The following is a 12,937-nucleotide window of genomic DNA, read 5'->3' as shown; positions in this document are numbered from 1 at the left end:
CATTACTTTTCCTCATAGATTTAAGAAACGCAACATATAAAAAAAGCACCGTAGGGTGCTTTTTTATTTAAGGGATTAACTTTAAGTCATCCTGTAAATGACAGGCTTGAATTACCTTCATCATTTTTTCAGGTACAGCTTTAAAATGTAAACTATGTGCATCGGGTGTTTGACGTAACCAACGCACCAAAACCGCCAGTGCCAATGTACTACCATGCTCAAGCTGGGCCAGATTCACCACCACAGGATAAGACTGTGACTGAATCACTTTTAAACCTTGTTGATAGTAGCTTTCAGCATTGTCATATGTAATCTGACCTGAAAGCTGCATTTCCTGATTGCTAAAGTTAATCACCTTTCACCTACTTATTTTTTCTTTTCAACCGCTGCTTCTGCATCAGGTTGGAAGTTTGCAATCGCTTTATCTAGGTCGCCGCCATTACGTTTAACCGTTGCCGCGAACTGATTACGGAACTGTAAACCAAGGTCTATACCCGACACATTGATATTACGGATTTTCCATTGGTTGCCTTTATCCGCTAACTGGAAAGACACTGGGATTTTTTCGCCTTTGTTATTAAAGTCGATCGTCACCACAGGGTTTTTGCTGTTCGTTTCTTTATACGGACGGATGGTATATGTCTGATTGCTGAATTTCGCGAATGCAGAACCGTAATTTTCAATCAGTGTTTCACGGAAATTATTTTCAAACTTCGCGCGTTGTGCAGCTGTACTGTATTGATTGGTTGCATAAGTCCCCATCACAATACGTGAAAATGCTTGTGAATCCACATATGGGTCTAAGTTTTGACGAACAATCGTTTTCACCGCAGCTGGGTTGTTTTGGAGTTTGGCATGATCCGCTTTTAAACGCGCAATCAAACCATCTGCCACTTTTTTAACAAAAGCAGGTGGTGCTTCACTTGGTGCTGCAAAAGCAGTACCTGCAAACATTGTAGTTAAAATGCTAGCTGTCAGTGTTTGTTTCAATAAAGTATTCACTACAATTGGTCCTCTTCAAATCATTCAACAAATGACACATTGGCATCTGCTGTTTCAGCGGTTTCAGGTTGCTCAGTTGTTGCTGAAGCATCTTTCGATTTACCTGCACCACCCGTAATAAATTTAGTAATTAAGTCTTCTAGGTCCATTGTGCCTTGGGTATTGCCAATGCTTTCACCACGTTTCACGTAGTTCAAACCGCCCCCTGGAACAATTTTCAAGTACTTCTCCCCTAGCAGACCATTGGTTGCCACCATAATATAAGCATCTTCATCAATGCTGGTGATGGACTTCATGTTCGCAATAAGTTGCTTTTCCATTTCTTTTTGTTGCGCAGCATCCGCAGAGGTATAGTCGCTACTGTAACGAAGCTCTTCAAGTGCATTCTTTTCAACTTCTTTGAGTTGTGCTGCATTAAAGGTCGTTAATTTACCATCCAACGAAAAAGAAACAGTCGCTAAACGTGTCACAGGGTCTAAGCTAATTTGATCAACTTGACCAATTTTCACCCCACTCATCGTCACTTTCGCACGTGGTTTTAAACCATTTACATTATCGAAGGTTGCACTCATTTCATAGCGATCACTGAGATTTGATCCCACCAAGCCACTCACTCGCATCGCAATAAAAAACAAAGCGATACCGAATAAAATGACAAATATGCCGACTGCCAGCTCACTTGCACGTGATTTCATTAAACACCTCCAAACATGACCGCAGTCAACACAAAATCAAAACCTAAAACACAGAGCGATGAATACACCACAGTGCGTGTGGTTGATGTCGCAATACCTTCAGATGTCGGTTCACAGGCATAGCCTTGATACACCGCAATCCATGTACAAATTAAAGCAAAAACAAAACTTTTAATGATGGTGCCATTCAGGACATCTTTATAGAACTCTACGCTACTTTGAATGCCACTCCAGTAAGAGCCTTCATCTGCACCCAAGAAGTCTACACCCACCATTTTACCGCCCATAATCCCCACCGCAGCGAAGATGACAGACAACATCGGCAAACTAAAAATACCTGCCCAAAGTCGCGGCGAAATCACACGTTTAAGTGGATCAACCCCGATCATTTCCATACTGGACAGCTGCTCTGTGGCTTTCATTAAACCAATCTCAGCCGTTAACGCAGAACCTGCACGACCTGCAAACAGCAATGCTGCAACCACAGGTGCTAACTCACGAAGTAAGGTCAAAGCAACCGCTGTACCCAGCATCGCTTCACTACCAAAGGTCACCAAGATGCTATACATCTGTAACCCCAGTACAGCACCAATAAATAGCCCTGACACCACAATAATGAGCAGCGATAACACACCAACACGGTACATTTGGTAAACAAATAACCGAACACCTAAAGCAGTGGGCATCGAAAATAAAATTTGTAATAACATCAGGCTGGCAACACCAATGCCGCGAACCCGTTCAATCACGCGTCGACCTAAGAGTGCTATCGCATTCATGCTTGCACCTCAGTATTTAGATATGCCTTATGGCTAAATTGATAATCGACAGGCCCTTCAACTGCACCTGTTAAAAACTGTTTAACAAACGGAGAGGCATTCGCCTGTAACTGTTCAGGCGTGCCTTCACCTTGCACCTTACCTTCAGCAACAACATATATATAGTCTGCGATCGATAAGGTTTCAGCCACGTCATGCGAGACAATAATTGTTGTTAAATCAAGAGCTTCTCGCAATGATCGAATCAGACGTGTGAGTACACCCTTCACAATTGGATCTTGTCCTGCAAATGGCTCATCGTACATGATCAGCTCAGGATCCAGTGCAATTGCACGTGCCAAAGCCACACGACGGTTCATCCCACCTGAGAGCTCAGAAGGCATCATCTGTTCTGCACCACGTAAGCCGACAGATTCGAGTTTTAAAGATATAATTTCTGACAGTAAATGCTCTGGCAACTTGGTATGTGCTCTTATCGGAAAGGCCACATTTTCATATACCGACATATCAGTAAACAATGCGCCACTTTGAAAAAGCATACCCATACGCGCACGCGCAGCGAATAACTCTTTGCGTGACATTTTCGCAATATTTTGCCCATCAAAAAGCACTTCACCTTGGTCAGGCGTCAATTGACCGCCAATTAAACGCAGTAAAGTGGTTTTACCTGTACCCGATGGTCCCATAATGCCCGTAATTTGACCTTGTCGAATTTTTAAATTGACCTGATCATAAATGACACGTTCCCCTCGCTTAAAGCTCAGGTCTTTGACCTCAATGAGGGCTTGAGCAGTCAGAGGCGCTTGATTATTCATAGCTGTGCGTTTTCCTGCATTTTTTCAGCATGCATACTATAAAGGATTAAAAAACGATATGTTAGCGTATTCCGTGTCTAATTTTGTGCACGAATTGATTTCAGTTGGTTGTATTTATATTTATTTGAACGGCGAAAACAAGCTACATAAGATGAATTGCTTCATCCATAACGACTATAGACAAAGAAAAGAATGTTACAAATCAGCAAAAAGAGTCCGAGATAATGTGCCATATTGACCTCTTTCACGTCAGAAAGTGTGGCGATTGATTCAACCTCATTATTGTGCATCATTATTATCAATACAATTAAAATATGACTCAGTATACATTTTAATTTATTTTTTTACAGCCGTAGACAAAAAAAACCAGTGTTTCCACTGGTTTTTTTATTCATTCAGAATTAGTCGTTAAACTTACGACGTGGGCGGTCAAAACCACCTTCAGTACGTGGACGATCTGAATTAAATTCACGCTTCGGACGGTCTTCACCACCAAAAGTACGCTTCGGACGGTCTTCACCACCGAAAGTACGTTTTGGACGGTCATCACCAAAAGAACGTTGTGGACGGTCACCAAAACCACCTTCACGACGTGGCGCTGGACGATCACCAAAATCACGTTTTGGACGGTCACCAAAAGAACCTTCACGACGTGGTTTGTAGTCTACACGGTTACCGCGGTTGTCATCATTCGAGTCAAAACGTGGCTTATCGTTGAAACCGCCTTCGCGACGTGGACGATCAGAGTTGAATTCGCGCTTTGGACGATCATCAAAAGAACGTTGCGGACGATCACCGAAACCGCCTTCACGACGTGGCGCTGGACGATCACCAAAATCACGTTTTGGACGGTCATCAAAAGAACGTTGTGGACGATCACCGAAACCGCCTTCACGACGTGGACGATCATTATTAAACTCACGACGTGGACGATCTTCACCACCAAATGATGGACGATCACCACGAGGTTTGTCATCGTAGCTACGACGTGGACGGTCATCACCACCTTCACGACGTTTAAAGTTAGACTCACCTTCGAAACGAGCACGACCGCCGCCATCGCGACCACCGAAACCACCGCGACCACGACCGCCGCCATCACGACCACGACCGCCGCCATCACGACTACCGCGTGCAGGAGGTGGAGATGGCTCAAGGCCTTCAATTTCAGATACATTCAAACGCGCATCTAAGAAATCTTCTAAAGCACGGATTTTACCGCGTTCACGGTAAGTTGCTAAAGTGATTGCTTTACCAGTACGACCCGCACGACCTGTACGACCAATACGGTGTACATAGTCTTCGTTCTTCATTGGAAGACCGAAGTTGATTACGTGTGAAATAGTTGGTACGTCAAGACCACGTGCAGCAACGTCGGTTGCAACTAAAATTTTTGCACGACCTTCACGGATGCTACGTAAACGACGGTTACGCACAGTTTGTGGCATAGCACCATGAAGTGCTACAACTGATAAACCTGCTTCAGCAAGTTCTTCAGCCAACATATCGGTGTCTTCTTGAGTAGAAGCAAAGACAACAGCTTGATCTACATCTTCAGCACTTAACCAATGCGTTAGTAATTTTTTCTTGTGCTCAAAGCCATCAGTCCAGTGTAAAGTCTGAGTGATGTCAGTATTCGTAGAGTGACCAGTTTCGATTGCAATACGTTGTGGATCATTCATCATGCGTTCAGCAAGTGTAATGATACGACCAGCAAATGTTGCAGAGAACATTAAAGTCTGTTTACGGTTTGCAGCAAGATCGCTAATTGCTTCTAAGTCTTCAGAGAAACCTAGATCAAGCATACGGTCTGCTTCGTCAACAATAAGCGCATCAACTTGGTCTAATTTAATTTGACGACGGTTTACAAGGTCAAGTAAACGACCTGGAGTCGCAACAACAACCTGTGCACCTTTTAACTGTTGAATTTGTTTACCAAAAGGCATACCACCCATGATTGCTGCAATACGTGCACCTTTCATGTGACGGACAAAACCAATCGCGTCTTGGCTTACTTGCTGCGCTAACTCACGAGTTGGGCAAAGAACCAAAATATTTGGTTGAGTAATTGCTTTCATACGTTCTTTGAACGGAACGAAAGTCTCTTGGGCTGCAAGTGCGTTTAACGTTGGAAGTAAGAACGCTGCAGTTTTACCTGAACCTGTTTGGCTAGATACTAAAAGGTCTTTACCTTCTAAAGCTGCAGGAATCGATTGTTCCTGTACAGGCGTAGGAGAAGTAAAACCTAAGCTTTGTAAAGCTTGTTGTAACGATTCATGTAAAGGAAAATCAGCAAAAGTTTTGCTCATAGAGTATTTCACCCGAAAAATGGGTGCTCCATTAAATATATGGTCTGATGGACATCGGCAAAAAGCGGCACAGCAATAATCGCTGAAAATATAGAATCAGCGGCGATCCGAGAACGACGATGCGTATAACGCACATTTGATTACAGCCGCAACCTGAAGGAATCGCTTAAGCGATTGGGTGGGGCGCGAAATAATGTCCTCTCTTTGGACCGGACGCGCATACACAATGATAGAAGAGAATGTTCAGGTAATGAACGAAATTTAGTGCGTGGGCGGAGTATAGCAGGATATTTTTAAAAGTCACCTCTTTTCGTGAAATTGATACAATATTTTCCTCAAAGATTGAATAAATGCAGGTTTTCGCTTTATTTTTTTGACCATCTAGAAAAATATTGAATAGTATTCTTTGCTCTTTGCTCTTTGCTCTTTGCTCTTTGCTCTTTGCTCTTTGCTCAACTGATCTAGCATGAGCTGAAATTCATTGCTCGAACTCTTGTTCTAATGCTGCCGTGATTTGACATGCTATCTGACCTGTAATGAACATTACACACAACAAGCTTAAATAGGTGTCTATGCCCTAGCTAATTTTAACCCACTTTATTTCTGAGATAGAGTGATCTTCATCAAGAGGTGATCAGAATCTGGCACAGGCTATGTTTTACCATCTATAGAGGGCAAAGCCATAAAATAATTCAACTACAAAGCCTTTACTTTTTTCATGTCTCATCAAAGAAAAAGCCCTCTTATGAGGGCTTTTTCAATGTCTTAAAACACGATCTGCATGCTATTACTTAGCAGCCTCACCCCAAGCAGGTACAACTGCTTTCATCAGAGGTTTCAACATTTTCATAGAACATGCCAGTACTTGGCCATTTTCCATAGATTCGCTACCACCACGTGCATCAACCACTGTGCCGCCCGCTTCTTTCACGATCAACTCGCCAGCTGCGATATCCCAAGGCTTTAAGCCGAGTTCGAAGTACGCATCGAAACGACCTGCTGCCACATATGCCAAATCTAATGCTGCAGAACCTGTACGACGGTATTGCGCGCCAGCTTCAGTCACATTTAACAATGAATCAAAATGATTTTTTGCATAAGAAATCACTTCGCCATTACGTTTTGCACGGTAAGCATGACCCACAGACATGAATGTATTTTCAAGACTGTCTTTCACATTTACACGAATACGACGTTGGTTCATCATGGCACCACGACCACGACTTGCAGAGAACAACTCATCTTTCACAGGGTCGTAAATAACACCGTGTTGAGTAATGCCTTTATGTTGAACTGCAATAGAGATACAGAAGTGAGGAACACCATTAATGAAGTTTAGAGTTCCATCAAGTGGGTCGATGATCCAACACCAATCTGCGTCGTGACCTTTACCTTCTTGAAAACCAAACTCTTCACCAAGGAAGCTGTGATTTTTATAGCTTTTACGTAGGGTATCGATAGCCAATTGTTCCAAATAACGGTCTACACGCGTTACAGGACCATCAATTCCTTTTTCTTCGACTTGTAGATCGAGCTTATGACGATTTTGATGCGCTTTTAAAAGCTCTTGACCGACTAATTGAGCCGCACGCGCAGCCATCACCACCATAGGTTCCATTGAACACCCACTACAATTTGAAGATATTGATAAAGAATAATGCATAAAAGCCCGCGCATCTTATCAAAGATCGGGGCTTTTAGGGAAAAAATGTTTCTAAAATTTAAAAACGGCGCTTAAACCATATGTACAAGTTTTGACCATGCCTGGCGCACCGAACTTTCAATGCCTTCTGCATCTAGTCCTGCCTGATGCAACATTTGCGCATGAGTCGCTTGATGCATGAATGTATCCGCTAATCCGAGATTTAACATCGGTTTCACGATTTGAGCTTGTGCCAGATATTCATTGACCGCACTGCCCGCACCCGCCATCACCGCATGTTCTTCAACCGTAACGAATAAAGCCGTTGATGGTGCTAAAGTCGCTATCATCTTTTCATCAAGCGGTTTAACAAAGCGCATATTCACCACACGAACCGCTAAATCTTGTTCAGCCAATTTCTGTGCTGCCTCTACTGCGGCCTGAACACGACTACCAAAAGCGAGAATGCTAATAACGTCGTCTTGGGCATCATTAAAGCTCGCTACAATTTCAGCCTGACCAATTTCCATCGGGGTCATCTGTTGTTGAATTTCAACACCCAAACCATTGCCACGCGGGTAACGCACTGCGGCAGGACCATTGTATAAATAAGCGGTATGCAACATTTGACGACATTCATTTTCGTCTTTTGGCGCCATAATCACAAGGTTCGGCACAGTGCGCATAAAGGCATAGTCATAGGCCCCAGCATGAGTCGGGCCATCTTCACCCACTAAACCTGCACGGTCGATACCAAAGGTAACATCTAGATTTTGCAGGGCCACATCATGAATCAATTGATCATAGCCGCGCTGCAAGAAAGTCGAGTAAATGGCCACCACAGGTTTTAAGCCTTCACATGCCATACCCGCCGCCAAAGTTACAGCATGCTGTTCTGCAATCGCGACATCAAAAAAGCGCTGTGGATACTGTTTGGCAAAACCCACCATCCCTGAGCCTTCGCACATGGCAGGGGTAATCGCCAGTAAGCGGTCATCTTGTGCGGCTTCATCACATAACCATTGACCAAAGACATCTGAATATTTGGGCGCCGTTTGCGGAGCAGACTTGGCATTTATTTTTGTAATCGCGTGATATTTGATTTGGTCAGCTTCAGCAGGTGCAAAGCCTTTGCCTTTTTTGGTATAGACATGAATTAAACGTGGCCCTTTACGTTTTTTTAATGCGGTAAAGACTTGTGTCAACTGTTCGACATCGTGCCCATCAAAAGGCCCAAAGTAATCAAAACCAATCGCTTTGAATACGTTGTCAGCCGCATCTGTCGCTGCACTGTGTAAGCGTGAGTTATAGGTCCATTCAGGGTGTGGCTGCACATAAGCTTCGCCATCTGCTGAAATATTAATGGACTGACCACTTTCCCAAATCGAAGCCAAATGTTTAGCAAAACCACCTGTGCTGCATGAAATCGACATATCGTTGTCATTCAGCACCACCATCAGGTCCGCATCATGCGCGACTGCATCGTTCATAGCTTCAAAGGCCATACCCGCTGTCATCGCCCCATCGCCAATGATCGCGACCACTTCACATGGATTGTTTTGATAACGACGTGCCAGCGCCATACCTAGACCTGCTGAAATCGCAGTCGAAGAATGTCCGACTCCAAAGGTATCAAACACCGATTCATCACGCGCAGGAAAGGCAGCTAAACCATCTTTGGCACGAATCGTCGTGAGCTGTTCACGACGCCCAGTCAAAGCTTTATGCGGATAGGCTTGATGACCGACATCCCAAATTAAGCGGTCATTCGGCGTGTTAAAGCAATAATGTAATGCCACGGTGAGCTCGACTACACCGAGGTTTGCACCAAAGTGTCCCCCACTTTGTCCTGCGGCATACAGAATAAATTGACGTAGCTCGTCTGCCACTTGTGCTAATTGACTTTGCTCAAGCGAGCGAAGTTGTTGAGGATGATCAATCGTATCCAACAACGGTGTTACAGGGCGATGAGCTGGTATTTCTGTATACAACATAATATGGCAAAGCCTTCTAAAGCCTGGCAAATCTAGCTAGGTCAAATGGGTAATTCGATCATATCGTCGAATGCTATCACCTTCAATCAGCCATATTTCTAGCGATGCAGTTTTGAGCAGTGCTCTCACTGGGTGTTCGTTTAGTGCAGGTGATTATCCTGAATAATCTTACTATTTATCAACTATTATCGTTCGCTTTATACAAAAAAGAAAATCTTCTGCATAAATTCATGGATGCAATTCTACCAATGTCGATGCATTACGCTATACTTTAGCCAATTTCTGAACTATTTACAGGTTTAGCTGTGCCTATTGAATTTGTTGCTACATCCCGTTTACCGACTGCTTTTGGTGAGTTTAACATCACCGTATTTCAAGATCCTAAGACCGGTGAAGAACATGTTGCACTCTCAAAAGGTTTGGATCAGCCAATCACAGAACCCGTTTTAGTCCGTGTTCATTCCGAATGTCTCACGGGCGATGCGTTTGCGTCACTGAAGTGTGACTGTGGTCCACAATTGCAAGCCACACAAAAACTGATCAATGAAGCTGGGCAAGGCGTGATTCTGTATTTGCGCCAAGAAGGTCGTGGCATTGGACTGACCAATAAAATTCGTGCTTATGCGCTACAAGATCAAGGACATGACACGGTCGATGCCAACCTCATGCTCAACCTCCCTGCCGATGCACGTCGTTATGACATGGTCAGCATTATGTTGGATCATTTGAATATTCAACAGGTCCGTTTGATTACTAATAATCCATTGAAGATTGCAGCACTGCAAGAGCAAGGGATCAATGTGGTGGATCGTGTACCTTTGACGGTCGGTTTAAATCCTTTCAATGAAGAATATTTAAAGACCAAGCATGAACGCATGGCGCACTTGTACAAGAAAGATGATTTTTAAAATTTGAAAACATACTCTAAGCCTGCTTGAAAAAGGCCGGCTTAGAGCACTTCAATCAGATTAAATGGTCATAGAGAAAATACGGCTCTCGGGTCGACGACGTTTTAAATGCAAATCGAACGCCATACAAATATTGCGTATAAAGGCTTTGCCCTGCTCAGTCACCCGTATACTGTGTGGCCCAATCTTCAATAAACCATCATCCTGCATTTCTTCCAGTTGTCCCAAGACCTCAGCCAATTCCGGAAATTGCATATCTGGTTCTGTCCATGACGTCTGAAAGCTACACATCAAATTTAAAATGTGCCGACGAATCATCAGATCTTCAGCATTCAAAATATGCCCGCGATAGACGGGAATTTCATTGTTTTCCAGTCGCGCATAATAATCTTCGAGTTTTTTTTCATTTTGCGCAAAGCTATACCAACTGTCGCTGATGGATGAGATACCTAAACCTATCATCACTTGGGTTTTTGATGCGGTGTAGCCCATAAAATTGCGATGCAGAGTGCCTGACTGAAATGATTGGTACATCGCGTCACTTTCTAAAGCAAAATGATCCATACCAATTTCATGATATCCCTGTGCAAGCAGTTTATTCTTCCCTTCTTCGTAGCACTGACGTTTTATTTCATCTTTCGGCACATCATGGTCTTTAAAACCACGTTGCCCATTGCCTTTGATCCATGGCACATGCGCATAACTATAAAATGCCAAACGGTCTGGACGTAAACGATTGGTTTGATCAATGGTATTGAGCACATCATCTAGGTTTTGAAAAGGCAAACCAAAGACCAAATCATGTGAAATTGAGCTATAGCCTATTTCACGTGCCCACTGTGTCACTTGCTCGACATGTTCAAAAGGCTGTATCCGATGAATGGCTTTTTGTACGGTTTCATTATAATCCTGTACCCCATAACTAACACGGCGAAAGCCCAAGTCATACAAGGCTTGCAAATGCTCCCGTGTGGTATTGTTCGGATGCCCTTCAAAGCTAAACTCATACTGCTCGGCAATCTCTGCTTGCGCAAGGATGCCTTCAATTAACTGAGTTAAATGTGCTGGAGAAAAGAAAGTGGGCGTTCCTCCACCCAAATGAATTTCTTTAATGCGCGGCTTTTCTTCAAGCCATTCACAATAAAGAGACCATTCCTTTAAAACCGCCTGAATATAGGGCTGCTCCATCTCATGCTTTTTGGTCACGCGTTTGTGGCAACCACAAAAAGTACAGAGACTTTCGCAAAAAGGCAGATGAATATACAAACTTATGCCTTCAGTCGAATTCGATTCAGCAAACGATGTTTTCAGCGTCTGTTTCCATTGCTCTAAAGAAAACTGCGCCTCTTCCCAATACGGCACCGTTGGATAACTGGTATAACGTGGACCAGGAACATTGTATTTTTGAATCAATGAATCGCGCATATTTACCATCAGCTCTTCCGCACTCAGAAGATGCAGACTATTCTGCATCGCCAAACTCAGGTCTGTACTGTGGTTATTCTGCTGAGCTTAGAATCAGAATTCAACCTAGCGAATTGGTCAGGTTATTTTTCACATGGCAGCATTTTCATTTTTAACTTGCTTCACGACATCGAATGCTGCAGTAGGACTCTCCGGAAAATATTCTTAATCTTTTTGCTGTTTTATGTTTTGATGTAAGCAGTTTTCATCTTTTCCCATGAGGCTTTTCATGCAGCACCCAACGTCTGCGGATATCCAACGCGTTCGCGAATTTCTCCTCGACTTACAGGCTCGTATTTGTGCCGCACTTGAACAACAAGAACGTGCTGGTGGCGGGACTGCTCAGTTTGAAATAGATGATTGGAAGCGTCCTGAAGGCGGTGGTGGTCGTTCACGCGTGCTGCAAAATGGCACAGTGATTGAAAAAGGCGGAGTGATGTTCTCACACATCAACATTTCTAAACTCCCCGCTTCAGCGACTGAGCGCCATCCGCAAATTGCAGGTGCCAAAGCACAGGCCTTGGGTGTTTCTTTGGTGATCCATCCGAAAAATCCGAATGTCCCGACTTCACATGCCAATGTGCGCTTGTTTGTGGCTGAAAAAGAAGGCCAAGACCCAATTTGGTGGTTTGGGGGGGGCTTCGATCTCACCCCATTTTACCCAAATGATGAAGATGTGCTGTCATGGCATCAGACGGCGCATGACTTATGTGCTCCCTTTGGCACTGAAGTCTACGCCGAACATAAACAATGGTGTGATGACTACTTCTATTTAAAACACCGCGACGAACAACGTGGCGTCGGTGGACTGTTCTTTGACGATCTCAATCAATGGGACTTTGAAACCTGTTTCCAATATATTCAAGCAGTCGGCAATGGCTACCTCAACGCCATTCTTCCAATCTTCCAGCACAACCAAGACAAGCCTTATAGCGAGGCGCAACGCGACTTTCAAATCTATCGTCGTGGTCGTTATGTCGAATATAACTTGGTCTATGACCGCGGCACACTTTTTGGTTTACAAACAGGGGGGCGGATTGAATCGATTTTAGTGAGCTTGCCAAATTTGGCTGGTTGGTCATATCGACCTGAATGGGAGGCCGATTCCGCTGAGAAAAAACTGACCGACTTTTACCTAAAACCGCAAGATTGGCTCAAGCTACTCAAATAGACACACAGGCTTACAATTCTATACCCTCTACGCATGCCCTTTTCACTAGATTAGGGCAGCTTATACATTAAATTTTATATATTTCCCGATCAATTCCCCGTAGAATGACCACTACACAAAGCGTCATTTCTTTGCATTTATTAAAGCATTGTCACAGG

At 43.7% G+C, this 12,937-nt stretch carries 11 protein-coding genes; 2 read left to right on the top strand and 9 right to left on the bottom strand.

What is annotated here, in order from left to right; all coding sequences use genetic code 11:
* Positions 1-67: 67 nt before the first annotated feature.
* The 8 genes from ACY3FQ_RS01815 to dxs all read right to left on the bottom strand — a co-directional run bounded on the left by ACY3FQ_RS01815 (position 68) and on the right by dxs (position 9,236).
* Positions 68-355 carry an STAS domain-containing protein gene (locus tag ACY3FQ_RS01815; RefSeq protein WP_004691363.1) on the bottom strand — a complete coding sequence of 96 codons (288 nt, stop codon included), beginning with the start codon at positions 353-355 and terminating at the stop codon, positions 68-70.
* Positions 356-366: 11 nt separating this feature from the next.
* Positions 367-1,002, bottom strand: a complete 636-nt coding sequence (locus ACY3FQ_RS01810; RefSeq protein ID WP_087527364.1) for an MlaC/ttg2D family ABC transporter substrate-binding protein — start codon at positions 1,000-1,002, stop codon at positions 367-369.
* A 20-nt stretch (positions 1,003-1,022) separates the two neighbouring features.
* Positions 1,023-1,697, bottom strand: a complete 675-nt coding sequence (mlaD, locus tag ACY3FQ_RS01805) for an outer membrane lipid asymmetry maintenance protein MlaD (protein ID WP_224468200.1) — start codon at positions 1,695-1,697, stop codon at positions 1,023-1,025.
* Positions 1,697-2,476, bottom strand: a complete 780-nt coding sequence (gene mlaE / locus ACY3FQ_RS01800) for a lipid asymmetry maintenance ABC transporter permease subunit MlaE (protein ID WP_004691368.1) — start codon at positions 2,474-2,476, stop codon at positions 1,697-1,699. Before mlaE ends, mlaD begins: the two co-directional genes overlap by 1 nt.
* Complete coding sequence (locus ACY3FQ_RS01795; RefSeq protein ID WP_004691369.1) at positions 2,473-3,291, bottom strand: ABC transporter ATP-binding protein; 819 nt, start codon at positions 3,289-3,291, stop codon at positions 2,473-2,475. Before ACY3FQ_RS01795 ends, mlaE begins: the two co-directional genes overlap by 4 nt.
* Positions 3,292-3,692: 401 nt before the next feature.
* Entirely contained in the window at positions 3,693-5,600 is a 1,908-nt protein-coding gene (locus ACY3FQ_RS01790; RefSeq protein WP_126035166.1) for a DEAD/DEAH box helicase, read from the bottom strand.
* A 787-nt stretch (positions 5,601-6,387) separates the two neighbouring features.
* Positions 6,388-7,218 (bottom strand): inositol monophosphatase family protein, encoded by an 831-nt coding sequence (locus ACY3FQ_RS01785; protein WP_004691373.1) that lies wholly within the window; start codon positions 7,216-7,218, stop codon positions 6,388-6,390.
* 116 nt (positions 7,219-7,334) lie between these two features.
* Positions 7,335-9,236 carry a 1-deoxy-D-xylulose-5-phosphate synthase gene (gene dxs, locus ACY3FQ_RS01780; protein ID WP_224468199.1) on the bottom strand — a complete coding sequence of 634 codons (1,902 nt, stop codon included), beginning with the start codon at positions 9,234-9,236 and terminating at the stop codon, positions 7,335-7,337.
* A 305-nt stretch (positions 9,237-9,541) separates the two neighbouring features.
* Here dxs and ribA point away from each other — a divergent pair, with 305 nt between their 5' ends.
* A complete protein-coding gene (gene ribA, locus ACY3FQ_RS01775) occupies positions 9,542-10,144 on the top strand; it encodes a GTP cyclohydrolase II (RefSeq protein ID WP_058870370.1) in 603 nt (200 codons plus the stop codon).
* A 60-nt stretch (positions 10,145-10,204) separates the two neighbouring features.
* Here ribA and hemN read toward each other — a convergent pair whose 3' ends face one another.
* Positions 10,205-11,569, bottom strand: coding sequence for an oxygen-independent coproporphyrinogen III oxidase (hemN, locus tag ACY3FQ_RS01770; RefSeq protein WP_236769269.1), 1,365 nt, complete (start codon positions 11,567-11,569; stop codon positions 10,205-10,207).
* Between the two features lie 268 nt (positions 11,570-11,837).
* Between hemN and hemF the strand changes: the two genes are divergently transcribed.
* Positions 11,838-12,779: an oxygen-dependent coproporphyrinogen oxidase gene (hemF, locus tag ACY3FQ_RS01765; protein ID WP_279741330.1), complete on the top strand. Its 942-nt coding sequence runs from the start codon at positions 11,838-11,840 to the stop codon at positions 12,777-12,779.
* Positions 12,780-12,937 lie beyond the last annotated feature (158 nt).

It is taken from the genome of Acinetobacter sp. AB03, from assembly GCF_058107045.1.
This window is presented reverse-complemented; position numbering and strand designations above follow the sequence as displayed.

Excerpts from the sequence above, each read along its gene's own strand:
- mlaD (WP_224468200.1), bottom strand. The coding sequence starts at position 1,697 with ATGAAATCACGTGCAAGTGAGCTGGCAGTCGGCATATTTGTCATTTTA.
- mlaE (WP_004691368.1), bottom strand. The coding sequence starts at position 2,476 with ATGAATGCGATAGCACTCTTAGGTCGACGCGTGATTGAACGGGTTCGC.
- ACY3FQ_RS01795 (WP_004691369.1), bottom strand. The coding sequence starts at position 3,291 with ATGAATAATCAAGCGCCTCTGACTGCTCAAGCCCTCATTGAGGTCAAA.
- ACY3FQ_RS01790 (WP_126035166.1), bottom strand. The coding sequence starts at position 5,600 with ATGAGCAAAACTTTTGCTGATTTTCCTTTACATGAATCGTTACAACAA.
- ACY3FQ_RS01785 (WP_004691373.1), bottom strand. The coding sequence starts at position 7,218 with ATGGAACCTATGGTGGTGATGGCTGCGCGTGCGGCTCAATTAGTCGGT.
- dxs (WP_224468199.1), bottom strand. The coding sequence starts at position 9,236 with ATGTTGTATACAGAAATACCAGCTCATCGCCCTGTAACACCGTTGTTG.
- hemN (WP_236769269.1), bottom strand. The coding sequence starts at position 11,569 with ATGCGCGATTCATTGATTCAAAAATACAATGTTCCTGGTCCACGTTAT.
- hemF (WP_279741330.1), top strand. The coding sequence starts at position 11,838 with ATGCAGCACCCAACGTCTGCGGATATCCAACGCGTTCGCGAATTTCTC.